The organism is Ruegeria sp. CF2 (assembly GCF_056537385.1).
Genome location: NZ_JBQFRL010000002.1, coordinates 1 through 22,161, shown reverse-complemented (window position 1 = coordinate 22,161; position 22,161 = coordinate 1). Strand labels below are relative to the sequence as shown.

Annotated in this window: 20 protein-coding genes and 1 pseudogene; 7 read left to right on the top strand and 14 right to left on the bottom strand. The window is 63.4% G+C overall.

Annotated elements, in window-relative coordinates; all coding sequences use genetic code 11:
• Positions 1–54: 54 nt before the first annotated feature.
• The 7 genes from addA to regB all read right to left on the bottom strand — a co-directional run bounded on the left by addA (position 55) and on the right by regB (position 11,499).
• Complete coding sequence (gene addA / locus ACR0IR_RS11050; protein WP_170363944.1) at positions 55–3,414, bottom strand: double-strand break repair helicase AddA; 3,360 nt, start codon at positions 3,412–3,414, stop codon at positions 55–57.
• A complete protein-coding gene (gene addB / locus ACR0IR_RS11045; protein WP_170363943.1) occupies positions 3,411–6,338 on the bottom strand; it encodes a double-strand break repair protein AddB in 2,928 nt (975 codons plus the stop codon). Before addB ends, addA begins: the two co-directional genes overlap by 4 nt.
• A complete protein-coding gene (locus ACR0IR_RS11040) occupies positions 6,331–7,017 on the bottom strand; it encodes a nucleotidyltransferase family protein (protein WP_170363942.1) in 687 nt (228 codons plus the stop codon). The genes addB and ACR0IR_RS11040 overlap by 8 nt, the downstream gene beginning before the upstream one ends.
• Positions 7,014–8,018, bottom strand: coding sequence for an aminoglycoside phosphotransferase family protein (locus tag ACR0IR_RS11035; protein WP_170363941.1), 1,005 nt, complete (start codon positions 8,016–8,018; stop codon positions 7,014–7,016). Before ACR0IR_RS11035 ends, ACR0IR_RS11040 begins: the two co-directional genes overlap by 4 nt.
• On the bottom strand, positions 8,015–8,485 hold the full coding sequence (gene tsaE, locus ACR0IR_RS11030; protein ID WP_170363940.1) for a tRNA (adenosine(37)-N6)-threonylcarbamoyltransferase complex ATPase subunit type 1 TsaE: 471 nt from the start codon (positions 8,483–8,485) through the stop codon (positions 8,015–8,017). The genes ACR0IR_RS11035 and tsaE overlap by 4 nt, the downstream gene beginning before the upstream one ends.
• Positions 8,486–8,526: 41 nt before the next feature.
• Entirely contained in the window at positions 8,527–10,035 is a 1,509-nt protein-coding gene (locus tag ACR0IR_RS11025; RefSeq protein ID WP_170363939.1) for a PAS-domain containing protein, read from the bottom strand.
• 66 nt (positions 10,036–10,101) lie between these two features.
• The gene (gene regB / locus ACR0IR_RS11020) at positions 10,102–11,499 is read right to left on the bottom strand and encodes a sensor histidine kinase RegB (protein WP_093963869.1); all 1,398 of its coding nucleotides are present in this window, start codon (positions 11,497–11,499) and stop codon (positions 10,102–10,104) included.
• A 90-nt stretch (positions 11,500–11,589) separates the two neighbouring features.
• Between regB and ACR0IR_RS11015 the strand changes: the two genes are divergently transcribed.
• Positions 11,590–12,216, top strand: a complete 627-nt coding sequence (locus ACR0IR_RS11015; RefSeq protein ID WP_170363938.1) for an SCO family protein — start codon at positions 11,590–11,592, stop codon at positions 12,214–12,216.
• Positions 12,217–12,296: 80 nt separating this feature from the next.
• Positions 12,297–12,851 (top strand): ActR/PrrA/RegA family redox response regulator transcription factor, encoded by a 555-nt coding sequence (locus ACR0IR_RS11010; protein WP_093963867.1) that lies wholly within the window; start codon positions 12,297–12,299, stop codon positions 12,849–12,851.
• 50 nt (positions 12,852–12,901) lie between these two features.
• Here the strand turns inward: ACR0IR_RS11010 and ACR0IR_RS11005 are convergent, their stop codons facing one another.
• On the bottom strand, positions 12,902–14,041 hold the full coding sequence (locus ACR0IR_RS11005; RefSeq protein WP_480779110.1) for an alpha/beta hydrolase: 1,140 nt from the start codon (positions 14,039–14,041) through the stop codon (positions 12,902–12,904).
• Between the two features lie 228 nt (positions 14,042–14,269).
• Positions 14,270–14,863 (bottom strand): HD domain-containing protein, encoded by a 594-nt coding sequence (locus tag ACR0IR_RS11000; RefSeq protein WP_170340639.1) that lies wholly within the window; start codon positions 14,861–14,863, stop codon positions 14,270–14,272.
• A 204-nt stretch (positions 14,864–15,067) separates the two neighbouring features.
• Between ACR0IR_RS11000 and ACR0IR_RS10995 the strand changes: the two genes are divergently transcribed.
• Both ACR0IR_RS10995 and ahcY read left to right on the top strand, forming a co-directional pair.
• The gene (locus ACR0IR_RS10995) at positions 15,068–15,382 is read left to right on the top strand and encodes a hypothetical protein (protein ID WP_480779109.1); all 315 of its coding nucleotides are present in this window, start codon (positions 15,068–15,070) and stop codon (positions 15,380–15,382) included.
• Between the two features lie 99 nt (positions 15,383–15,481).
• A complete protein-coding gene (gene ahcY, locus ACR0IR_RS10990) occupies positions 15,482–16,870 on the top strand; it encodes an adenosylhomocysteinase (protein WP_170433499.1) in 1,389 nt (462 codons plus the stop codon).
• Between the two features lie 54 nt (positions 16,871–16,924).
• Here the strand turns inward: ahcY and ACR0IR_RS10985 are convergent, their stop codons facing one another.
• Positions 16,925–17,572, bottom strand: coding sequence for a DUF899 family protein (locus tag ACR0IR_RS10985; RefSeq protein ID WP_170363934.1), 648 nt, complete (start codon positions 17,570–17,572; stop codon positions 16,925–16,927).
• A gap of 188 nt (positions 17,573–17,760) precedes the next feature.
• On the opposite strand from ACR0IR_RS10985, the gene ACR0IR_RS10980 reads away from it, so the two are divergent.
• Positions 17,761–18,102 carry a DUF2853 family protein gene (locus tag ACR0IR_RS10980; protein ID WP_170363933.1) on the top strand — a complete coding sequence of 114 codons (342 nt, stop codon included), beginning with the start codon at positions 17,761–17,763 and terminating at the stop codon, positions 18,100–18,102.
• Positions 18,103–18,320: 218 nt separating this feature from the next.
• On the opposite strand, the gene ACR0IR_RS10975 is transcribed toward ACR0IR_RS10980, so the two are convergent.
• The 4 genes from ACR0IR_RS10975 to tsaD are packed head-to-tail and all read right to left on the bottom strand — an operon-like array spanning position 18,321 to position 21,070.
• Positions 18,321–18,743, bottom strand: coding sequence for an EVE domain-containing protein (locus ACR0IR_RS10975; RefSeq protein WP_170363932.1), 423 nt, complete (start codon positions 18,741–18,743; stop codon positions 18,321–18,323).
• Positions 18,743–19,012 (bottom strand): YciI family protein, encoded by a 270-nt coding sequence (locus ACR0IR_RS10970; RefSeq protein ID WP_170363931.1) that lies wholly within the window; start codon positions 19,010–19,012, stop codon positions 18,743–18,745. Before ACR0IR_RS10970 ends, ACR0IR_RS10975 begins: the two co-directional genes overlap by 1 nt.
• Before the next feature lies 1 nt (position 19,013).
• Positions 19,014–19,976: an NAD(P)H-dependent glycerol-3-phosphate dehydrogenase gene (locus ACR0IR_RS10965; protein WP_170363930.1), complete on the bottom strand. Its 963-nt coding sequence runs from the start codon at positions 19,974–19,976 to the stop codon at positions 19,014–19,016.
• On the bottom strand, positions 19,973–21,070 hold the full coding sequence (gene tsaD / locus ACR0IR_RS10960; RefSeq protein ID WP_170363929.1) for a tRNA (adenosine(37)-N6)-threonylcarbamoyltransferase complex transferase subunit TsaD: 1,098 nt from the start codon (positions 21,068–21,070) through the stop codon (positions 19,973–19,975). The genes ACR0IR_RS10965 and tsaD overlap by 4 nt, the downstream gene beginning before the upstream one ends.
• A 97-nt stretch (positions 21,071–21,167) precedes the next feature.
• Here tsaD and ACR0IR_RS10955 point away from each other — a divergent pair, with 97 nt between their 5' ends.
• Both ACR0IR_RS10955 and ACR0IR_RS10950 read left to right on the top strand, forming a co-directional pair.
• Positions 21,168–21,881 carry a uroporphyrinogen-III synthase gene (locus tag ACR0IR_RS10955; RefSeq protein ID WP_174824976.1) on the top strand — a complete coding sequence of 238 codons (714 nt, stop codon included), beginning with the start codon at positions 21,168–21,170 and terminating at the stop codon, positions 21,879–21,881.
• 53 nt (positions 21,882–21,934) lie between these two features.
• Positions 21,935–22,161: pseudogene (locus tag ACR0IR_RS10950) on the top strand (hypothetical protein); the annotation flags it as partial.

Here is a 22,161-nt window from a genome sequence, read left to right as displayed (position 1 = left end):
TCTCCTGAATGACATGCGGTTGGGAGTCGAACGTAGGTGCGCCCATTGGGGAGGTCAAGATATCTGGGCGCGCACCAGCGCATCTGTCACAAGATCGTGTGACAGCCACATCAGGCGCGCTGTCCGCGTCCACAGGATCGCGGTGCGGATCTCGCGGCCGGGATAGATCTGCGACAGCGCGGCGGCATAGGCGCCCATCTGGCGCAGCAGGCCCTCGGGGCAGGTCTCGGCCCAATCGGGAACCGTGGCGTTTGATTTGAAATCAATGACTTGCACTGCGTCATCCGTCACGATCAACCGGTCGATCACCCCGTGGATCCGACAACCGTCCAAAGTGGCCGAGACGGGCACCTCGGCCAGCGCGGCCGGTGCAAAGACGGGGGCCAGGTCCGGGGCCGTCAGCACGCCCGCCGCCTCGGCCAGAAGGTCGCGGCGGTCACCGTCCTGCATATCGGGCAGAAGCCGGGCGCAGAGCTGATCCCACCGGTCGCGTGGCGCCTGGGCCAGATGTTCGAGCAGCAGGTGCAGGCGGGTACCGCGCAGTTTGGCGGCCTCTTCCTCAAGTCCGGTCTCGCCCGGCAGGGCCTTGGCCCCGCCCAGATCGGACGGGCTGAGTGTCTCGGGGTCGGGCGTCGGCTTGGGCGCGGGCCGGTGGAACAGGTCCGGCAGGGTATCCTGCACCGGTTCCGGGGTCGGGCGATGGTCCAGTGGCAGACCCTCCCAATCGCCATGCGCCAGACGGCGGATGCCGGTGCCGGGGATCTCGGTGGCCCCTGCCCGGCCCATCGCCTCTTCGACCAGCTGGTACCAGCTGGACCCGTCCCGACCCAGATCGCCGGCAGCCGCCACGATCAGCCATTTCTCGGCCCGGGTCAGCGCAACGTACAGCAAACGCAGCCGCTCGTTCTCCTCGCGTTGGCGCGCGTCTTCGCGGGCGCGGGCGACAAGGCCGGGCGACAGGTCGGCGGGCGCCTTCCACAAGGGCGTGCCGTCTGCGACCATGATCTCGGCATCGCGGGGCGGCTGCCGCTTGCCAGTGTCCGGCAGTATCACGATCGGCGCCTCCAGCCCTTTCGAGCCATGCACCGTCATCACCCGGATCATGTCGCCCACGCCGGTCATCTGGCGCTTGATCTCAAGGTCGTCGGTCTGCATCCAGACCAGGAAACCGGTCAGGCTGGGAATGTCCGACCGCTCATAGGCCAGCGCCTGCGACAGCAACGCGTTGATGCCGTCCTCGGCCTCGGAACCCAGACGGCCCAGCAATTTGCGACGGCCGTCATGGCGGGTCAGCACCCGTTCGATCAGGTCATAGGGGCGCAGAAAGTCCACCTGCCCGCGCAGATCGTTCAACACAGCCAGCGTTTCAGGAAAATCCCCAGCCCGATGGCGCAGCGCCGCCCACAGGTACCTTTCCTGCCGGCGATGAGCGAGGTCGAACAGCATCTGCTCGGACCAGCCGAACAGCGGCGATTTCAGCACCGTGGCCAGCGACAGGTCATCCTCGGGCGTGGCGAGAAAGCTCAGCAACGCAGCCAGATCCTTGACCGCCAGTTCCGCGCCCACCTTCAGCCGGTCGGCCCCCGCGATCGGCAGACCCTGGGCCTTGCAGGCGCGGATGATCTCAGCGAACAGGTCCGAGCGGCGCTGCACCAGGATCAGGAAATCCCCCGGCCGCACCTTGCGGCGCACGAATGTGCCGCGCGTGGGGCCGTCTTCGGGGATGGTTTCGCCGGCGTCGATCATGGCCTTGATGCGCGCGGCGATCTGGTTGGCCAGGATCACCGTGTGATGTTGCGCCGCGGGCCGATCGACCGGATCGGTCCAGTCGCCCTCGTCCGTGTCCTCGACCTTTTCCACCGCCGGCCACAGATCGACCCGGCCCGGCAGATCGGCCTTGAAGGCGCGGTGCTGCGACTCTTTCTGAAACCCCGCCTCGGCGCGGTTTTTGAACAGGATATCGACCAGCGACAGGATGGCGCTGGAGGAACGGAACGAATATTCCAGCGTCCAATCCCACAGTTTAGAGCCTGACTCCTGCAGTTTTCGCCCGAATTCGGCCTGCATCCGGTCAAAGGCCTGCGGGTCAGCCCCCTGGAAGGAATAGATCGACTGTTTCTTGTCACCGACCACGAAGATCGTCCGCTCGACCCCCGACCGCGCGCCCTCGCCGCTAGTGAATTCCTGCGCCAGTTTCTCGACCACGTCCCATTGATCGGGGCTGGTGTCCTGCGCCTCGTCCACCAGGATGTGGTCGATGCCGCCATCCAGCCGGTACAGAACCCAAGCGGCCACCGCCGGATCGTTCAGCAGCAGGCGCGCGCGCAGGATCAGGTCGTCGAAATCCAGCCAGCCGCGCAGTTGCTTGCGACGCTCGTATTCCGGCAGGAATGCCGCCGCGAAGCGGTGCAGCACCATGGACTTGCGCGCGGCTGCCAGCGCCAGACGCCCTTCTCGCGCGGCCTCGACCCGCTGCATCAGCGCCTCGAGCGGATCCATCTCCCCTGACAGAACCCCTTCGCGCAGCGCCTTGGTGGGAAAGTTGCCGATCTTGGCAGCAAAGGGCTCTTTGGCGGATTTTCCGGTCAGAAACACGTCTTCCAGCACCGGCAAATTACCTAGCGCGGGTTCGGTGAAGCCCGATAGTTTCTCGGCCGCCTTGGCGTCGGTCTTGCCGCCGCCCGCCAGTGCCGGAAGGATCGACCGGATCAGCTCGACCTCGCCGCCCAGAAACACCTGCGCCAGCAGCGCGTCCTCGTCGAACCCCTCGGGCAGGTCAAAACGGGCCAGCAGGTCGGGCCATTGCAGCGCGGGCGTGAACAGGGTGCGTTTCTGGGCGATTGCGGCGGTCAGCTTGTCAAAGCCGGTATCGGTGATGTGGCGGGCCACGTCCTCGATCAGGCGGGCCCGCGGGTCTTCGGCGAAGTCCTCGACGATTTCCTCGCGCAGAAGGGCCGCGGCGCGGTCTTCCATCTCGGAAAACTGCGGGCTGACCCCGGCCTCGAGCGGGAACCGCCGCAGCAGCGAGGCGCAGAACGAGTGGATCGTCTGGATCTTCAACCCGCCCGGCGTTTCGACGGCGCGCGCAAACAGGGTGCGGGCACGGGCCAGGCGGTCGGGGTCGATCACCCCTTCGACGCCCAGTTCGGTCAGTTGCCGCAGCAACGCCGCGTCGTCCAGCATCGCCCATTCGCCCAGCCGCTTGAACAGGCGGTTCTGCATCTCGCTGGCGGCGGCCTTGGTGTAAGTCAGGCAAAGGATGTGCTGCGGCTGAACACCGTCCAGCAACAGCCGCGCCACGCGGTCGGTCAGAACCCGCGTCTTGCCCGAGCCCGCATTGGCGGCCAGCCAGGTCGACGCATCGGGCCGCGCCGCCTGAACCTGCCGCTCGGTCGCTTCGTCGCGCGGGGTCATGTCAGATCCTCGGGCCTGGTTTCGGCGGTGCGGTCCCATTCGCCGAACCGCGCCAGGTGGTCATAATCGCCCACGTCGCTGTCCTTGTGCATCATCCGGCGCGACGAAAAGCCCTGATCAGGCTCTAAATAGGCAGAAATCAGCTCTTTCAGCTCGGCCAGAACCCTGTCGGGCGGCTCTTTGTCCAAGGGTGCCGGGACCTCTTTGTAGGTGCCGCCCATACCGATGAACACGGCGTTGGCCACGGCCATCGGGTCAAATCCTTCGATCCCGCCCTGCTCGGCCATCGCGGCCTCTATCAGCAATTGCTTGTCGAACTTGGCCTGCTGCGACTCCGAGGGTGGCGTGCCGGTCTTGTAGTCGATGATGGTCAGGGCGCCGCGGCTGTTGCGGTCGATCCGGTCGGCGCGGCCATTCAGGGCGAACCCAAGCGGTTCCAGCGTCAGGCGCATCTTGGCCTCGAAGGCGATCGGACCGCCGTCGCTGCGGCGGCTGATCTCGGCGCGCAGAAAGTCGTCGGCGATCCGCTCGAGCCGCGCCAGCCACAGTTTCCGGGCGGTGGGCCAGGCGACATGCTGATCCAGCAGCGCCTCGGCCCGTTTCAGGAAGTTGTCGCGGGTCAGCAGCGCACCGTCCAGCACGCTGTCCTTGACGAAATGTTCCAGGATCTCGTGGATCACGATGCCGCGCAGCAGGGCGTCGGGCGCCTGTACCAGTGGGTCCAGCGGTTTCAGGCGCAGGACGTGCTTGGCATAGATCGCATAAGGGTCGCGGATCAGCCGCTTGATCTCGGTCACCGAAAGGCGGCGCGGGCGCGCGGCCACCGGCGGGCGCGGTGAAGGACGCGGTGCGGCGGCGATCCGGGGCGCCTGTTCCAGCATCTCGGACCAGCGCAGCCATGTCTTGCCCCGGTCGCGCATCTGTTCCAGCGCCGCGCGGCCGCCCTGATCCGGCAGGCCCTGCAACAGGTTGGTCAATCGGTTCAGCCAGCGTGACGGAACGGTTTCGGCATCATCCGAACGGACCGCGCGGGTCAGCCAGACCTCGGGCGTGCCGATGGCCTGCTGGAAATCATGGGCCGACAGGCCGATGCGTCGTTCCGGCAGCAGCAGGCCGGCACGGTCGCGCATCTGGCGGTTCAGCCAGGGGTCTGGCGCGGGAGCCTCGGGCCAGCTGCCTTCGTTCAACCCGCCCAGGATCAGCAGGTCGGCACCCTGCACGCGCGCTTCGAGCGTGCCCCAGATCATGATCCGCGGGTGGGGGGCATCGCGGTCGCGGACCTCTTGCCCGGCCAGCAGCGCACCCAGCAGATCGGCGAAATCCAGCGCCGTCACCTTGCCGCCATGCTCGGCCTCGTCCGCCAGGCCCGAGATCACCGCCAGCGCCGCTTGGCCTGCGTTCTTGTCCCACAACTCGCCCGCGTCGTCGGTTCCGGCACCGGCAATCGCCTCGGCCAGATCGCGCAGACGCTGCACCCAGTCGGTCAGGGGCAGGGTACCGCTGATCTGCTGGTCGCAGAAATTGCGGATCAGCCACCGAACCCACGCATCGGGCACGTCTTTTTCCACGGCAAAGCCGGTCAGGCTGGCGCTGTCGGGGAAGGGTGGGCCGTTGCGGCGCAGGTGCAGTTCCAGATCGCGGCTGTGCAACAGATGCGCGCCGCGGTCGCCGGCGCTGTGGCACAAAGGGTGTTTCAGCAGGGTTAGCAGCGCCTCGGCATCCAGACGGCGCGCGAACAGCCCGGCCACATGGCGCAGGAACCGGCCCGGTGGCGACAGTTGCAGCGGCAGGCCGGCGCTGTCGTCGGGCAGGATGTTCCAGCGGTCCAGCGCGGCGCTGACCTGGCGGGTCAGCATCCGGTCGGGGGTGATCAGGGCCGCGGTCTGGCCGGTCTCGGCCGCCTGCCGGAAGCGCAGGGCGATGGCCAGCGCTTCGGCCCGCGGCGATTGCGCCTCAACAAGGGTGATGTCGCGCGTCGCGGCATCAAGATCGCGCAACTGCGGGCCTTCGCTCATCCAGGCATCGGTGATCGGGGCCGGGCGCAATGCCAATGAAACCAGACGGTTGCGCGCGGGCGAGGGAGGCTGGTCCGGGGTCCAGGCTGCAATCTGGGCCGGCCCGATCCCCAGTTCGGTCATCAGCTTGCGGAACCGGTATTGCGGGTGGTCCTCCGAGGTCATTGCCGAATCCAGCCGCTCCCAGACATGGGCGGGCTGGTCGAAATCGTACCCCGGCAGGATCAGCGCCCCCTGCGGTAGCCGCGCCACCGCCTGCATCAGCATCAGCGTGGTTCCGCGCGAGCCGGTGGACCCGGCCAGGATCACCGGGTGTTGCGGCGGCGCGTCCTGCCAGCGGGCGATCAGGTTCTCGACCACGCGGCGTTGGCGGGCCTGCACATCCAGGCTGCCATCCTCGGTCTTCAGAAACTGGTCGGCGATGCCGATGAAGGCCTGCGCCCGTGCCCAATGGCCCGACAGGTCGGTCACGTCCAGCTGCCGGATCGCCTCGGGCGGGACGCCTTCTCCCTGCATCTCTTCGATCAGGGCGGCGAGGCTGTCGGACAGGTCAAACAGCGATGACCGCGCGGCCAGGTCCGGTTGCTGGTCCAGCAGTCGCGCCACCAGCTGCGTCAGTTCTAGCCGGCGACGCAAGGGCGGTACGGCGGGCGGTACACGATCAAGATCGACGCTTTCGCCCAGATCGGTGACCAGCGAAATGCGGGGCAAGAGGCAGGGCGGACCCTGATCGAACAGCTCGCGCACGCGGCGGGCCATGCGGCGGGTGTTCAGCACCAGTTGCACGCGGGCCAGCGCCTCGGGCGGGCGGCCGTCGCAGCGCACCCGCAGCCCGCGCACCAGCGCCCGCGGAAAATCCGCGCCGGGCGGCACCGCAAAGACCCGGGGGGTGGCGCTGGGGTCAAACATCGGCCAGCATCTCCTCGGCCAGGGCTATGCCTTCGGGGCGGCCCACATCGCACCAGCGCCCGGGATACTGCAGACCGTACAGCCGGCCATCGCGGTGCATCCGGTCCCACAACACATTGAGCGAGAATGCTTTTTCAGGAATGTCCGCCAGACCGTCGGTCTTCAGGATCTGAATGCCGCCATAGACGTGACCCGGCCCGCGTTCAAGCCGGCCTTGGGGGTCGATCCTGAAATCTCCGGGGCCTGCATGTCCGATCGTCTGTGCGATCGGCACGCAGATCAACAGAGCGTCCATCCGCGCCGGATCCCAAGCCGCCTTCAGCAACTCCAAAGGGTTGGGCCCGGACCAGATCGCATCGGTGTTCATCGTGAAAACCGGCCCCGGACCCAGCAGCGGCAGGGCCGCGCGCAATCCGCCGCCGGTTTCCAGGATGTCCGGCTGTTCGTGTGAAAGCAGGACACCACGTGGCGCCAAATGATCTGTCAGCTGATCAGCCAGGTAATGCAGGTTCGCGACCACCCGGCGCGGCCTTAGCGCATCCGTCAGGTCCAGCGCATGGTCGATCAGCGGCCGTCCGGCCACTGGGATCAGCGGCTTGGGTCGGGTGCGGGTCAACGCGCCCATGCGGGTGCCGAAACCGGCGGCAAACAGCATGATGGCCTCGGGTGTATCGGTCATCCGGCCCTCAGCCTTGCCAGGTTTTCGGGTGTTGGGGATGGCAGCGCCTGCCGAACCAGATCCGCGACCGAGATCAGCGCCGGATGCTCGAGATCGCGCATCAGATGAGCCCAGGCCGCCGGGATAAGATCCACGTAATGCGGTTTGCCATAGTCGGTGGCAAGGCGGGCAAATCCACCCAGTATCCGCAGGTTGCGTTGGGCGCCGAGGACACTGTACGCCGTGCGGAAATCGTGGTCATCCACACCTGTTGCCGTGATGTAGCGGTTGACCATGCTCATTTCGATTGCGGCCGGCACAGTGCGGCGGACATCCTGCAGCAAAGACATCAGGTCATAGGCGGGATGGCACAGCATTGCGCTTTGAAAATCCAGCAGGCCGACCCGGCGGACCCCGTCGCGCTCAGGCAGCCAGATCAGGTTCTCGGCATGGTAGTCCCTTAGGGTCACCACCCGCGTGCCCGAGGTTTCCTGCAGCAATATGTCGGCGAACCGATGCTGAAAACGATCATGGGCGTCTTTGTCATAGGCGCCTTGTATCCCTTGGGCATACTTGGTGAAGGCAAGGGCCGACAATTCCGCCATGAGGGACGGGTCATAGCTGTCCAACGAGGGCAGGGGTCCAGAGTGCAGATGGATCAGAACGTCGGTTGCGGCCTCGTACAATTCACGCTCGACCTCCGGCTGCTTCTCGATCAGGCGGGCAAACAGGTCGTCGCCGAAATCCTCCAGCAGGAGGAACCCGCTCTCGGCGTCCTCGGCAAGAATCTCGGGCGCGCTCAGACCGACGGACCGCAGGTATTCTGCCACCCTGACAAACGGTTCCACGTCTTCCCCCTTGTCCGGGGGCGCGTCCATCAAAACGGCGGTCCGCCCGGTGTCCGGGTCGGTCAGACGTTCATACCGGCGGTTCGAGGCGTCTCCGGCCAGTGCCGCGCGAGAGGCTTTGGCCCAAGGGGTCCGTGCGATCAGTGCCTCGGCCAGAACTGCGCGGTTGGTCATGCGATCCTCTTCAGTTTTTCGGTCCACTTGGGGTCGGACCACGTCAGGGTCAGGTGTCGGGTTTCTTCGGCAGCGGGGTCGGCATGAAACTGCACCAACAGGGCCGAGGCCGGTTGTAGCGGACCCAGCTTGTCAGGCCATTCCACAAGGCAGATCGCCGTATCGAAGGCCCCCGTCAGGCCCAATTCCTCGATCTCATCCACCGAGGTAAGCCGGTACAGATCGGAGTGCCAGATTTCGCCGGCTTCACCCTCGTAAACCTGAACCAGCGTGAATGTGGGCGATGGCACATCTTCGGGCACAGGCAGTGCCGATTGGATCAGATTGCGTGCAAAATGGGTTTTGCCACTGCCGATTGGGCCGTCCAGCAAAATAACGTCGCCGGGCGCCAAATGGGCGGACAGGCGGCTGGCCAGATCGGCGGTTTCTTCCGGTGATGTCAGAGTGATCGAAGCGGGCGAATTCATGGCGCCACAATGAACGGGGGCCGAACCCTCTGCAACCCGGTTCAGGCGGTGATCTGCAACATATCCGGCGTTTCTCCACGCGCGTGTTCGATCGTGAACCGGACGATGGTTGCGCCATTCTGGATAGGGCTGACCGTACACAAGAGCCGGGTGCCGTCGCGCTTGTACAGATCAGAGCTCCACTCGGCCCGGTTGTTGCGCATTTCCACGAAGTCCCGAATGTCACCCAGAATTGGATTGGCCTGGCATTGCGACTGCCACTGGCGCGTGACGTCCAGAACCGTGACTGGTTCAAAGCCGACCTCGTCCGAGTCTCCCCACAGCAGCTGGTAGGCGTAGTTGGTGAAGGCCAGTGTCCCGTCATCGGCAAAAACGGCGACGGCGTCCGCAAGCTTGTCGAGGATTGACTGCATAAGGTCCATCTCGGACCGGAACCGGCGGGTCAGGGTGATCTCGGCCGTAATGTCCTCGAACAGGAAGGCGACGGCGCCGTCGGGATGGGGGCGGCCGCTGACCGAATAGACTGAGCCCGACGGCAGTGACCAGGTTTCCTGATAGTTTCCGTCCTCGGCCGCTTCCAGAAGATCGTTCATCTGCCGGCGCCAACTGCGGTAGTTCTTGGGTTCGGGCATCATGTGCTGATCCCGAAGGCGGTCAAAGAAGCTTGAGATATTCGGCCGGCAACTCAGGAAGTCGGGCGGCAATGCGGTCAGGTCGATCAAGGCGGGGTTGAACAGCGCCAACTGGCGGTTTCGATCAAAGATTGCCAGGCCGATCGACAGTTGCGCGAAGGTTTTCGTCATCGTCTGGACGAATTTGCGCTGGGCGGTCTCGGCCTCGACAATGGCGTTTACGTCGACCGCGTAATGCAGGTGACCTTCGTCCAGCGCCACACGCGTCAGATCGAACCACAGCTTGCTGCTGCTGTCCTTCACCGGAATTGACACGCGGGTCTTCTTGCCGGGCCGCGCGTCTTCGGTCAGTTCAGGGAACATGGGTTGGGTCAGATCCGTGTCCTGCCCGCGCGCCTTGCGGGCCAGCGCAACATAGGCGGCGTTGCACCATCTTACCTTGTTGGCATGATCCAAAAGCCACACGGGGTAGGGCGCGCGATCCATGGCGAGGCGGATCGGATCGTTCGGGTCCCTCCTTGTCGGTTCGGTGATGCCGGTCAGATCACGCAACTGCACCCGGACGATGCCGTCGATCCATTCACACCGAACCTCGCGCTCGACCGTACAATCTATCGCCGAAACCACGATATTGCCTTGCTGGCGGACGGTTTCGTAAGTCTCGGGGAAGGCCGGAAAGTCGCGCTGCAACAGGCGCCTGAGATCATCCCAGTCATTCACCGCCTCGAACCCGGACAGGGCGATGTCGGAGTGGCTGATCAGGCGGCTTCCGTTGAACAAAAACACCGCATCCAACAACGAAGCCGGCGCAGACAAACCAAAATTGTCACCACGCCGCGGACGGCGCGGCATGAGCCACTGCAGGGCAAAGCCCGACGAAACCAGGCTGATCGCCGCAAGTATGATCCAGTCGGCCACAGTGCCGCCTACCCCAAAAACAAACCGGACCCGACTTTGCGCTTAAATAGTTAACGGTGTCTTAACTCAGACCTGGAACCGTTCGTTCACGCCCGACGGCACCGGGTTGTCGCCTGTCTGCGCATCGATCAGCTTGCGCGGCCATGTCACCAGCACGATCGCGCCACGTCGCTCGGCCTGGTCCGTCACCGCCTGGTAAGGGTCGGACCCATTTGCAAATTTCAACTCGGCGCCGCTGCGCTCCAAGAGCGTTTTTGCAATGAATAGGCCCAACCCCATACCCTCGTATTCGGGGCGTGTGCGCAGATCGCTTTCGGCGCGTCTGCGGCGCATGAACGGGTCACCGATACGGCCGATGATGTGTGACGGATAACCGCGCCCGTCATCCATGATGCTGACGGTGATCCGGTCCGGCGTCCATTCGGCCTCGACCCAGACTTGTGCGCGGGCAAAGTCCACGGCGTTCTGGATCAGGTTTCGCAGGCCATGAATGATCTCGGGCTTGCGCAGGATCGAGGGCTGCTGGACATCCCCGTCAGGCCCGGGGCCTTCGTCAAAATGTACCTGTTTGCCCCTGTGTATGTGGGGCTCGGCCGCCTCGTGGATCACGGCGGACAAAGGTGCCTGGCGCAGGTGCAGGTCATCTTTGCCGGCCCGACCCATATCGCGCAGGATGTCGCGGCATCGGTCGGCCTGCTCGCGGATCAGGGCGGCGTCTTCTTTCAGGTCCGGGCGGTCGTCCAACTCTTCGATCAGTTCCGAGCTGGTCAGCTTGATCGTGGCCAACGGCGTCCCCAACTCGTGCGCGGCGGCAGCGACAACGCCGCCGAGGTCGGTCAGCTTCTGCTCGCGCGCCAGGGCCATATGGGTGGCGGCCAACGCCTCGGACATCGATTGAACCTCGGCGCTGATGCGGTGCGAATAAGCACCGATGAATACGATCGCGATCACGATGGCGGCCCAGTTGCCGAACAGCAGGATGTCGGGGATGTCCAGAACAAGGCCAAGATCGGTGCGCAACGGCAGGTGAAACTGGGCCAGAAGCGTCGCCAGCACGATTGCGGCGCCCCCGATGATCAGGGTCGACCGGGTGCTCATGACGTTGGCCGCAATCGTCACCGGGCCCAGCAAAAGCAGGGCAAACGGGTTGTTCAGACCGCCTGTGAGATACAGCAGGAAAGCCAGCTGCAGCAGGTCGAACATCACCATGAGGAAGTTTTCGAATTCCGACAGGCGCTTGTTCTGCGGGAACAGCAGGATGGCAGTCAGGTTGCCCATGACCGAAACACCGATGGCAAGGTAGCACAGCCCAAGCTCCAGCTGGACGTGATAGGTCTGCTGGGCCACGGTGATGGCCGTGATCTGGCCGATGATTGCCACCCACCGCAGCAGGATCAGCGTGCGCAGCCGGATCCAGCTGCTGCGTTCCTGTCCGCGCCAGAGGCTGGTGTTGGAATCCGTCATCGGGCGATTATGTCCTGTTGCGTCCGCTGGTCAACTTGATAGGTGTCCCGGCCGAACCGATCAACAACCCCATGTGTCAGGAATTTCGCCATGACCCGCCTTTATGCCATTCTTGCAACCGTCGTTCTGGCCGTGGGCCTGGGTGCCATGTGGCTGATGACGCGCGGCGGCGGTTCGGACGACAAGTTTGCCCAGTGCCGGTCCAGCCAGATTGCAGGCGGCACCGCAACCATCGGCGGCCCGTTCGAGTTGATCAACTCCAAGGGTGAAATCGTGACCGACAAGGACGTGATCACCGAGCCCTCGCTGATCTATTTCGGTTATACCTTCTGCCCCGATGTCTGTCCTCTGGACACCACCCGCAATGCCGAGGCCGTCGACCTGCTGACGGAGCGCGGTTATTCGGTCACTCCGATCTTCATCTCGGTTGACCCGGACCGGGACACCCCCGATGTCGTGGGGGATTTTGCCTACAACCTGCATGAAAAGATGATTGGCCTCACCGGTACGCCGGAACAGGTCAAGGCCGCGAGCCAGGCCTACAAGACCTACTACAAGGCCCACGACAAGAGCGACGAGTACTACCTCGTCGACCATTCGACATTTACCTACCTCGTCACGCCGCAGGATGGGTTCCTCGAGTTTTTCAAACGCGACGCGACGGCCGAGCAGATGGCCGACACCGTTGCCTGCTTTGTGGACCAGGCGGCAGAATAACCGCCGGTTTGACCTTTGGTGTGGCGCTGCTATTACTCATCTCAAAGCCTATCGGCATGAAATAGCAGAAAGACCACACCATGGCAGACAGTGCTCAGCTTGACATCGGCCCCGACAAATCCCTGCTTCTGGTGGATGATGACGAGCCGTTTCTGAGACGTCTCGCCAGGGCGATGGAAAAGCGCGGGTTCGAGGTGGAAACCGCCGGATCCGTCGCCGCCGGCCGCGCGATCGCCACCGCCCGCCCGCCCGCCTTTGCCGTGGTGGACCTGCGGCTCGAGGATGGCAACGGGCTGGACGTGGTCGAGGTGCTGCGGGAAAAGCGCCCCGACAGCCGGGTGGTGGTTCTGACCGGATACGGTGCGATCGCGACCGCCGTGGCGGCGGTGAAAATCGGCGCGACCGACTATCTGTCGAAACCGGCCGATGCCACCGATATCACCAACGCGCTGCTGGCCAAGGGCGACGAACTGCCCCCGCCCCCCGAAAACCCCATGAGCGCCGACCGCGTGCGGTGGGAGCATATCCAGCGGGTTTACGAGCTGTGTGACCGAAACGTCTCGGAAACAGCGCGGCGTCTGAACATGCACCGCCGGACCTTGCAGCGGATTCTGGCGAAACGCAGCCCGCGGTAGCTTTTTGCCGATCGGCACTGTTCTGGCAACAGGCTTGGGAAATCAAGAAATTAAGGTTCGCCTACAACTTCCACTGAACCTTCGCCAATAAGGTCCTGAAGTTCTGTTGTGGAACGCCTGCCGGTCCGTCTGCTTGTGCGGATTGCTTCACCAGCAATTCGAACAACCTCAGGGGACGAAGCAAATTTCGAGTGACTTGTGCTTTGAGAGTCCTGGACTTGGCTGAGATCAATAACGGTGACTCCTGACCTTGCGAGTTCGGCGGCATCGGCCGCGCCAACACGGTCGACTCCGCCAGAAACGAACTTCGAAAAACTCAAGGCTCCGTCGTCCGAGGATACGAGAACAAAGATCTTCTGATTGTCGTGGGTGATAGTTGAGAGCTGGCTTTCGAATACCGCCAAATCGATATCGGGTGCCGCCAGAATTATGTTTCGGATTTTCTTGTTGGGATTGAACTCGCCAGCAATTTCGGCTTGCGAGATGGCTTCCATCGTAAGGAACGCTCCCATCGAAAACGCGAGTATGTCAAATTGTTGAGCTTGTGATCGCGAAATGATCTCACCGGCTTTCAAAAAGTCTGATCTGGCAGCCAGGGCGCTGTTGATATCGTAGACGTATTTCAGAGTCTCTGCAGCAGACGCCCATGACATCAATACGGGGATCCCGTCATACTCGGTATCCTCGACAAACTGTGCCAATCTAAGGATGGCATCGCTCAGGGTCGTATTGTAGCCGTGCACAAAGACCAGAACGTTTCTGTCGGAAACGCTGAGGTTCAGTAATTGATTGTCAATTTCAGAAACAAAGGCGGCTTCTGAAACATAGACTTTTGGTTCAACTATGGTGAAGTGCTTTGAGGCAATAGGTGGCAGAGAGCTGGCTCTTTCAATTTTTCCTGCTTTGTGAATTGGCGGGATGGTGACGACTACTGAAGCCAAGCCCAAACCCTCACCGCGGTCACCGGAAAAGAAGACCCCTTCTGCACCGGACGCTTGGCGCGTCGTGGCAATGAAGACTGTTTGGCGCTTGGCCTCTTTTACCTCAGATGCAGGAAGTCTTGGATTATCGATCCCTACCAATTCCGGCGGGCGGCCGCATGAAGCCGCTCCCAGCAACATCATCGTGGATAAACACAGAAGCCGGAATGCGCGCGGTAGATCCGAAGTTCCAATTCTGAGGCGTTTCATACAACGACGATCACTCGGCTCGGTTGCGCCTCATTAGACTTACAGTGCTGTTCTTCTGTCAACCGACGAACGCTGGAGCCGCCTTTTTTGGCTCAAGCAGTGTCTTCTCAGCGGAACGATATTGAGTAAATGAGGCCGTTTTTCGGAGTTTAGGCAAACGGTCTGCGTAGGCGCCGTAAACGCAAATACGCGGCTGGGGGCAAGCTAGATTCCGTTACCAGTCGAGTTTCATAGCTCCGCCAGCAGCTCCGCATGCCGCGCCGTATACGCCTGCCGCACATCAACTGGCGGCCTGAGGGTGATCTGCAACCCCTCCATCACCGCCGCGTCCGGTTGGCCAAAGAACTTGGTTGCCTCGGCCTCGGAAAACCCCGCGATCTGGGTGGCCTCCATCCACGCGCTGATCCGGTCGGCTCTCTTGATCTGACGTTTCACCGTTTTCGGCACCGCGGCGGGCAGGCCGAAGCGGATGTGGATCGCTGCCGCCAGCCGGTCGTCCAGCGCGCCATAGCCCGGGCCGACCGCCGCCTTCACCGGCGAGATCATGTCGCCGATCACATATTCCGGCGCATCGTGCAGCAGCGCCGCCAGCCGCCATTTCACCGGCGCCTTGGGGGCGATCCGGCCGAACAGCTCTTCGACCAGAAGGGAATGCTCGGCCACGGAATATGCGAAATCGCCCGCCGTCTGGCCGTTCCAGCGCGCCACGAAAGCCAGCCCATGGGCGATATCCTCGATCTCGATATCCACCGGTGTCGGGTCCAGCAGGTCCAGCCTGCGGCCCGACAGCATCCGTTGCCATGCCCTGGGTTGTGTTGCCATTCTGCCATGCCCCATCTTGTCCACCGTGCCCGCGACCCGGTTTTATGCTATGCTTAAGCCATCCTGATCACTGGCTGCCAACAATTTCTTGAGCAATCGTGCTTTGAACCGGCACCTTGTGATCACGACATGAAGACTGAGGGGGGCACGCGCTCCTCCCAGTGTGCCCCTCTCGGATTGAAACCCAACCGAAAGGAGCCTGTCATGTTCAAGCGTGTATTCGGACTGGCACTTGTCTTTGGAATGGCTGCGGCCGCGCCGCCTGCATTGGCACAGAACTGTGCCTTGCGCGGAGATGTGATCGCCAAACTGCAGCAAACCTATTCAGAGGAGTTTGCCTTTGGCGGCTTGCAGAACTCGCGAGGCGGACAAACGGTCATGGAGGTATGGGCCTCACGCGAAAGCGGGACCTATACCGTTCTGGTGACCCACGCCAACGGCATCAGCTGCATTGTCGCCGCCGGCACCGATTTCTTTGAAGCGATCCCAAAGATTCAAGCCGAGGGGACGCCCAGTTGAACTGAGCGCCGCTCGCGGTCCACTGCCACCCACATTGCCACTTTTCCCCAACGGTGTTAGGGGCTGCCCAAACCGTTGTTGATCGGAATGGAGCATCTGATGGCTGGCGACTACATCGTCAAAGACATTTCACTGGCCGGGTTCGGCCGCAAGGAATTGGATATCGCGGAAACCGAAATGCCGGGCCTTATGGCTCTGCGTGCGGAATACGGCGACAACAAGCCGCTGAAAGGGGCGCGCATCGTCGGGTCGTTGCACATGACGATCCAGACTGCCGTGCTGATCGAAACGCTGGTCGCGCTGGGCGCGGATGTGCGCTGGGCGTCGTGCAACATCTTCTCGACCCAGGACCATGCGGCAGCGGCCATCGCCGAGGCGGGCATTCCGGTCTTTGCCATCAAGGGCCAGACTCTGGAAGAGCATTGGGACTATCTCGACAAGTCTTTCCTGTTCGAAGACGGCCCGAACATGATCCTGGATGATGGCGGCGACGCTACGCTGTACATCCTGCTGGGCGCGCGCGCCGAAGCGGGCGAGGACATCATCCCCGTCCCGTCCTCGGAAGAGGAAGAAGTCATCAAGGCGCAGATCAAGAAGCGGATGGCCGCCAGCCCGGGCTGGTTCACCAAGGTACGCGATCAGATCAAGGGCGTGTCCGAGGAAACCACCACCGGCGTCAACCGCCTGTATCAGCTGGTCAAGGACGGCCAACTGCCGTTCCCGGCGATCAACGTGAATGACAGCGTCACCAAGTCGAAGTTCGACAACAAGTACGGCTGCAAGGAATCGCTGGTCGACGGTATCCGCCGCGCCACCGACACGATGATGGCCGGCAAGGTTGCCGTGGTCTGCGGTTATGGCGACGTGGGCAAGGGCTCGGCCGCCTCGCTGCGCGGCGCGGGCGCCCGCGTGAAGGTGACCGAGGTCGACCCGATCTGCGCCCTGCAGGCCGCCATGGACGGGTTCGAGGTGGTTCTGCTGGAAGACGTGGTTTCGACCGCCGACATCTTCATCACCACCACCGGCAACAAGGACGTGATCCGCATCGAGCACATGCGCGAGATGAAGGACATGGCCATCGTCGGAAATATCGGCCATTTCGACAACGAGATTCAGGTGGCCAGCCTGAAAAACCACAAATGGACCAACATCAAGGACCAGGTGGACATGATCGAGATGCCCTCGGGCAACCGCATCATCCTGCTGTCCGAAGGCCGTCTGTTGAACCTGGGCAATGCCACCGGACACCCGTCCTTCGTGATGTCGGCCTCGTTCACCAATCAGGTTCTGGCCCAGATCGAACTGTTCACCAAAGGCGACCAGTACGAGAACAAGGTCTATATCCTGCCCAAGCACCTGGACGAGAAGGTTGCACGCCTGCATCTGGACCGAATCGGCGTCAAGCTGACCAAGCTGGACAAGGAACAGGCGGATTACATCGGTGTCACGCCCGAAGGTCCGTTCAAGCCCGAGCATTACCGGTATTGATCTGCCAGAAATAAGCGGAGAAGGCGGCCATTTAGGCCGCCTTTTTTGTTGCGCTCAGCGGAGCGGTGGCACGAAATCGCCGCGCCCCTGCGGCGTCAGGTCCAGAATGTTCCACAGGGGCCAGGCTGCATCGACATGGCGTGGATGCCAGTCGCTGGGCTGAAAGAACAGCTCGGAACTCCAGAAATGGTGAATGCCATCCGCTTCGCGTTGAAACACGTTCAGTATCGGCAACTGGTTTCCGTCCTCGGTCTCGGCCAGATAGTCTTGCTGGTACGTCGTATCCAACGCGGAATACAGCGGCAGATCCTGCCAGCCCATGCGCTGGCTCAGCGCAGCCAAGGCATCCGGTGTATTCTGCGCCACGACCGCAAAGGCGGTTTTTCGGGTCAGATGTGCGACCTGCCCGGTTAGCCCGTCCAGAAAGGCCGAGCACATGGGGCAGGGGTCCTGCGCCTTGGGGCCAAACATCAGCGAATACACGACCAGAGTGTCATGATCACCGAACAGGCTGGAAATCGGGGCAGTATTGCTGCCGAGATCCCGAAAGGCATAGTCCCGCGGAATTTGGCCGCCCTTGGGCAGGGCGCGGCGCAGCGCCGCCACTTCCTCGACCCGCGCGCGCAGATCGGCTTCGGCGGCCAGCAGGGCATTTCGGGCGGTTCGGTACGCGGCGCTTTCGTTCGGTAGGGCGATGGTCATGGCAGTCTCCTCGACTCAATGATTAACTAAAATGTTAAATAAAAGTGAAACAATGATCAACCCGCAGGTGCGCGTATCCCTGCCTTGGGGGGAAACCGTCGGATTTTTCCCTTTGTTGAAAAGCTGTCAGCCGTTACCGTTCAGCCAGCGCCGCAAAGGCCGGAACCCAACCCACACAGGAGAGGACAATGGGAAAACGTGACGAGTTGATCGCCAAATACGCGGATGATCTGAAGAACAAATGCGGTATGACGCCGGACATGGACCTGCTGACCAAGGTTACCATTGGATGCGGCCCGGCCATCTATGACGCGGATGCCGCGACCGTCGCCGCCAGCCAGGAAGGTGAGCTGGAGACCGTCAAGAACAACTTTCTGATCAAGAAACTGGGCCTGTCGGATGGCCCCGAGCTGATGGCCGCGATCAACAAGGTCATGGAGACCTATGGCATGTCCGAGCGCAACAAATACCGCGCGGTGGTCTATTACATGCTGACCAAGCATTTCGGCAAAGAGTCGGTCTACGGCTGATCCCGCCGCGACATTCGGAAACGCCCGCCCGACTGGTTCGGCGGGCGTTTTGCATTTGAATCATAATCTATTGATTTCACGTTTGAAAAATCGGCCCGCCTTGGGCTACGTTCAACCCGTGACCAGGACGGTCAGAACCAGAGTTTTCTTTGCGTGTGGTGAGTAGGGAGCACGCGGGGTAGGGAAGGTTCTGCATCGTCAGGGCCTTCCCTTCTTTCTCAATCCGCCCGGGTCTGGCCCAGTTCGCAGATCACCGCCCATTCGGCATCCGAGACGGGCTGCACCGACAGGCGCGAGTTCTTGACCAGCACCATATCGGCCAGCCGTGGATTGGCCTTGATCTGGTCCAGCGTGACGGGTTTGGCGAAGGGGCGCACCGCCTTGATGTCCACGCAGTCCCACCGGTCGTCATCGGTGGTGCTGTCGGGGTGGGCCTCGGCGCAGACCTCGACGATGCCGACGATCGCTTTGTCCTTCTGCGAATGATAGAAAAACCCCCGGTCGCCCAGCTTCATCTGCCGCATGAAATTGCGGGCCTGATAGTTGCGCACCCCGTCCCATTCCTCGCCCGCGTCGCCCTTGGCGACCTGCTGGTCCCAACTCCAGGTCGAAGGTTCGGATTTGAACAGCCAATACGCCATCAGCCGATGACCTTCTTCCACGGGATCAGCTCGACCGATTCGAACAGACCGGCCTTGGCATAGGGGTCGTTGTCGGCCCAGGCCTGTGCGGCGGCCAAGTCCTCGACATCCAGGATGACCAGCGACCCGATCATGGCATCGCCGTCCAGCAACGGCCCGGCCTGTGCGACCACGCCGGTTTCTTCGATATAGGCCAGGTGCGCGGCGCGGTTGTCCAGACGGGTCTGCAGGGCGCCGTCCTTGTCGCGGGCGATCAGGGCGATAAGCATGTCATTCCTCCTTGAGTGGGCGATTGAGCAGGGATTGCAGGGCCTCGGCGACACTGTAGGCGCCACGGCTGAGCTGCGCCACCGTCTGGCAGATGGGCATGTCCAGCCCCTCGGCCGCGGCGATGGCGGCCATTGCATTTGCCGTGGCCACGCCTTCGACGGTAGTCGCGGCGTCAAAGGACTCGCTGCGGCCCAGCGACAGGCCGAACCGGAAGTTGCGCGACAGGTCGGACGAGCAGGTCAGGACCAGATCGCCCAGACCCGACAGGCCCATCAGGGTCTCGGGCCGGGCGCCGCGCATCGCGGCAAAGCGCTGCATCTCGGCAAAGCCGCGCGTCATCAGGGCCGCGCGGGCGCTGTCCCCCAGACCCGCGCCGATGCAGGCCCCGCAGGCGATGGCCATCACGTTCTTCAAGGCTCCGCCCAGCTCGGCCCCGGTCACGTCGGTGGTCCGGTAGAGCCGCAGGTTGCCGGTGGTCAGGGCCTGTTGCAGCCGGGTGCCCAGGTCCGCGTCGGCGCAGGCGAGTGTCAGCGCCGTGGGCAACCCGCGGGCGATGTCGTCGGCAAAACTGGGCCCGGTCAGCAAGGCAGTGCGTGCACCGGGCAGCACCTGTTCGATCACGGCAATCGGACCGAGGCCTGTGGACAGTTCGATGCCTTTGCAGCAGGCCACCAGGGTGCGACCCTGCAGGTCCGCCGCATGGTCCGACAGGACATCGCGCAGTTTTTGCATGGGCACCGCCAGTAGCAACACGTTGCTTTCACAAGCCAGGGTGATGTCGGCGGTCACTGTGATGGCGTCGGGCAGGGAGACCCCCAGCAGGCGCGTGTCATTGCGGCGGGTCGCCTGCATCGCCTGCGCCTGTTCGCCCGACCGGGCCCACAAGGTGACCGGACCCTTGCCGGCCAGCGAAATCGCCAGCGCGGTGCCGAAGGCGCCGGCTCCTAGGACCGAAACACTCACGCCTTGGCTCCCTTGCGCCCGCCGCCCAGCATGGCCGGGCTGGTCTGGTCCAGCGGCCAGCGGGGCCGGGCGGTCAGGTCCAGCCCGTCACGCGCGCCCAGCCGGAACCGCTCCAACCCGGCATAGGCGATCATTGCCGCATTGTCGGTGCACAGGTGCAGCGGAGGGGCGGTAAACCGCGCGCCGGCATCCGCCGAAACAGACTCTAACGCAAACCGAATGGCTGTGTTGGCCGCAACGCCCCCGGCCACGGCGATGACCGGCTCGGCAGGGTTGGTTTCGAGATACAGGGCGATGGCGCGGCGGGTCTTTTCGGCCAGCGTATCCACGACCGCCTGCTGGAACCCGGCGCACAGATCGGCGCGGTCCTGACGCGTCAGCCCGCCCTTTTCGGCCACGATATGGTCGCGCATCCGCATCAAGGCGGTCTTGAGCCCTGAAAAGGACAGATCGCATCCGGGCCGGTCCAGCAGTGGCCGCGGAAAGCGAAAGCGTTTGGGGTTGCCATCGCGCGCCTCGGCCTCGACCGAGGGGCCGCCGGGCTGGGGCAGGCCCAGCAGGCGCGCGGTCTTGTCGAAGGCCTCGCCTGGAGCGTCGTCGATGGTGCCGCCCAGCCGGGTGAACCGCTCGGTGCCGTGGGCGATCAGGTATTGGCAGTGCCCCCCGGATACCAGCAGCATCAGGTAGGGAAAGGCGATCCCGTCCGTCAGGCGCGGGGTCAGCGCGTGGCCGGCCAGGTGGTTGACGCCGATCAGCGGCAGACCGGTGGCCGCGCTGATCCCCTTGGCGCACATCACCCCCGACATGACCCCGCCGATCAGCCCCGGCCCGGCGGTCACGGCCACGGCGTCCATGTCCTGCAGCGTCAGGCCCGCCTGCTCCAACGCCTGCTGCACGCAGATATCCAGCTTTTCGGCATGCGCGCGGGCCGCGATTTCGGGCACCACGCCGCCGAAGGCGCTGTGCAGGTCCGTCTGGCCATGCACGACCGAAGACAGAACCTGCGCCGGTTCGCCCTCGGTCTGCCGCACCACGGCCGCCGCTGTGTCATCGCAGCTGCTTTCCAATCCCAGAACGGTAAGTGTTTGCACCATCGGCCTGAACCATTGCATCATGATCTCGTCGCGGGGTATCACCCCGCGCCGCAGCAAACAATCCTCAAGGCCCGAACGCCCGCCCGTGTACCTGTTGATGACCCGCCCCCGCGCCGCCTCGGAAAAGTTCGTGGCGCAGCTGCCCGAACGCATACGGTCGCGGGTTAAGGTGGTCTATTCCCCGCTGCTGGATATCCGACCGATGGAACAGGCGGTGGACACGACCGGAGTCCGGGGACTGATCTTCACCTCGGCCAATGGCGTGGCGGCTGCCGCGGCGCAGGATGTGCGCCGGGATCTGCCCGCCTATTGCGTGGGGCCGGCCACCACCGAAACGGCCCGCCAGGCCGGGTGGGAGGCCCGAATGGCCGGCGAAACCGCCGAGGAACTGGTGGCCAAGCTGCTGAAAGAGCGCCCGGACAGCCCGCTGTTGCATCTGCGCGGCGAACACAGCCGGGGAAACATCGCGGCCCGGCTGACCGAACTGGGCCTGACCGTGCGGGAACAGCCGGTTTATCGCCAGCAGCTGCTGCCTTTGACGCCCGAGGCCCGGGCGGCTGCGGTTGGTTCGGCCCCGGTGATTGCGCCCTTGTTCTCGCCGCGGACCGCGCGACAATTTGCCGACCTTTGGCCCGGACCGGCACCGCTTTTGGTCGCCGCGATGAGCGGCCCGACCGCCGAGCCCCTTGAAAACTTGGCGATTGCCCGTTTGCGGATTGCCATACGCCCGACGCCCAAGAAAATGCGGAAAGCCGTGAAAAAACTCGTTAAATACGCGATCCGGCTTGAGGGCGCGATGGGCGCGGATTAACTTGGACGCGTCTGAGCGTCAGGTTTTATGGGAATCGACAGGGGGAAGTGACGGTGGCTGCCAAGAAAGACACAGACCAGAAACCGGCCGACGACCCCAAGGTCGATGAGGTGCCCGAAGCGGTCGACGCCAAGACTGACGCCTACACGCTTGACCCGGAAGATCGGGTTGAACAAAGCCCTTCCGAAGCCGAAGCCGAAGCCGAAGCCGAAGCCGAAGCCGAAGCCGAAGCCGAAGCCGAAGCCGAAGCCGAAGCCGAAGCCGAAGCCGAAGCCGAAGC

What these genes read in the sequence shown, in the direction of transcription:
- ACR0IR_RS10975 (WP_170363932.1), bottom strand. Translation starts at nt 18,743, where the DNA reads ATGGCGTATTGGCTGTTCAAATCCGAACCTTCGACCTGGAGTTGGGAC.
- tsaE (WP_170363940.1), bottom strand. Translation starts at nt 8,485, where the DNA reads ATGAATTCGCCCGCTTCGATCACTCTGACATCACCGGAAGAAACCGCC.
- tsaD (WP_170363929.1), bottom strand. Translation starts at nt 21,070, where the DNA reads ATGGTGCAAACACTTACCGTTCTGGGATTGGAAAGCAGCTGCGATGAC.
- ACR0IR_RS11040 (WP_170363942.1), bottom strand. Translation starts at nt 7,017, where the DNA reads ATGACCGATACACCCGAGGCCATCATGCTGTTTGCCGCCGGTTTCGGC.
- addA (WP_170363944.1), bottom strand. Translation starts at nt 3,414, where the DNA reads ATGACCCCGCGCGACGAAGCGACCGAGCGGCAGGTTCAGGCGGCGCGG.
- ACR0IR_RS10985 (WP_170363934.1), bottom strand. Translation starts at nt 17,572, where the DNA reads ATGACCATCGCCCTACCGAACGAAAGCGCCGCGTACCGAACCGCCCGA.
- ACR0IR_RS10955 (WP_174824976.1), top strand. Translation starts at nt 21,168, where the DNA reads ATGACCCGCCCCCGCGCCGCCTCGGAAAAGTTCGTGGCGCAGCTGCCC.
- regB (WP_093963869.1), bottom strand. Translation starts at nt 11,499, where the DNA reads ATGACGGATTCCAACACCAGCCTCTGGCGCGGACAGGAACGCAGCAGC.
- ACR0IR_RS10980 (WP_170363933.1), top strand. Translation starts at nt 17,761, where the DNA reads ATGGGAAAACGTGACGAGTTGATCGCCAAATACGCGGATGATCTGAAG.
- ACR0IR_RS11035 (WP_170363941.1), bottom strand. Translation starts at nt 8,018, where the DNA reads ATGACCAACCGCGCAGTTCTGGCCGAGGCACTGATCGCACGGACCCCT.
- ACR0IR_RS10995 (WP_480779109.1), top strand. Translation starts at nt 15,068, where the DNA reads ATGTTCAAGCGTGTATTCGGACTGGCACTTGTCTTTGGAATGGCTGCG.
- ahcY (WP_170433499.1), top strand. Translation starts at nt 15,482, where the DNA reads ATGGCTGGCGACTACATCGTCAAAGACATTTCACTGGCCGGGTTCGGC.
- ACR0IR_RS10970 (WP_170363931.1), bottom strand. Translation starts at nt 19,012, where the DNA reads ATGCTTATCGCCCTGATCGCCCGCGACAAGGACGGCGCCCTGCAGACC.
- ACR0IR_RS11005 (WP_480779110.1), bottom strand. Translation starts at nt 14,041, where the DNA reads ATGAAACGCCTCAGAATTGGAACTTCGGATCTACCGCGCGCATTCCGG.
- ACR0IR_RS11010 (WP_093963867.1), top strand. Translation starts at nt 12,297, where the DNA reads ATGGCAGACAGTGCTCAGCTTGACATCGGCCCCGACAAATCCCTGCTT.
- ACR0IR_RS11000 (WP_170340639.1), bottom strand. Translation starts at nt 14,863, where the DNA reads ATGGCAACACAACCCAGGGCATGGCAACGGATGCTGTCGGGCCGCAGG.
- ACR0IR_RS11015 (WP_170363938.1), top strand. Translation starts at nt 11,590, where the DNA reads ATGACCCGCCTTTATGCCATTCTTGCAACCGTCGTTCTGGCCGTGGGC.
- addB (WP_170363943.1), bottom strand. Translation starts at nt 6,338, where the DNA reads ATGTTTGACCCCAGCGCCACCCCCCGGGTCTTTGCGGTGCCGCCCGGC.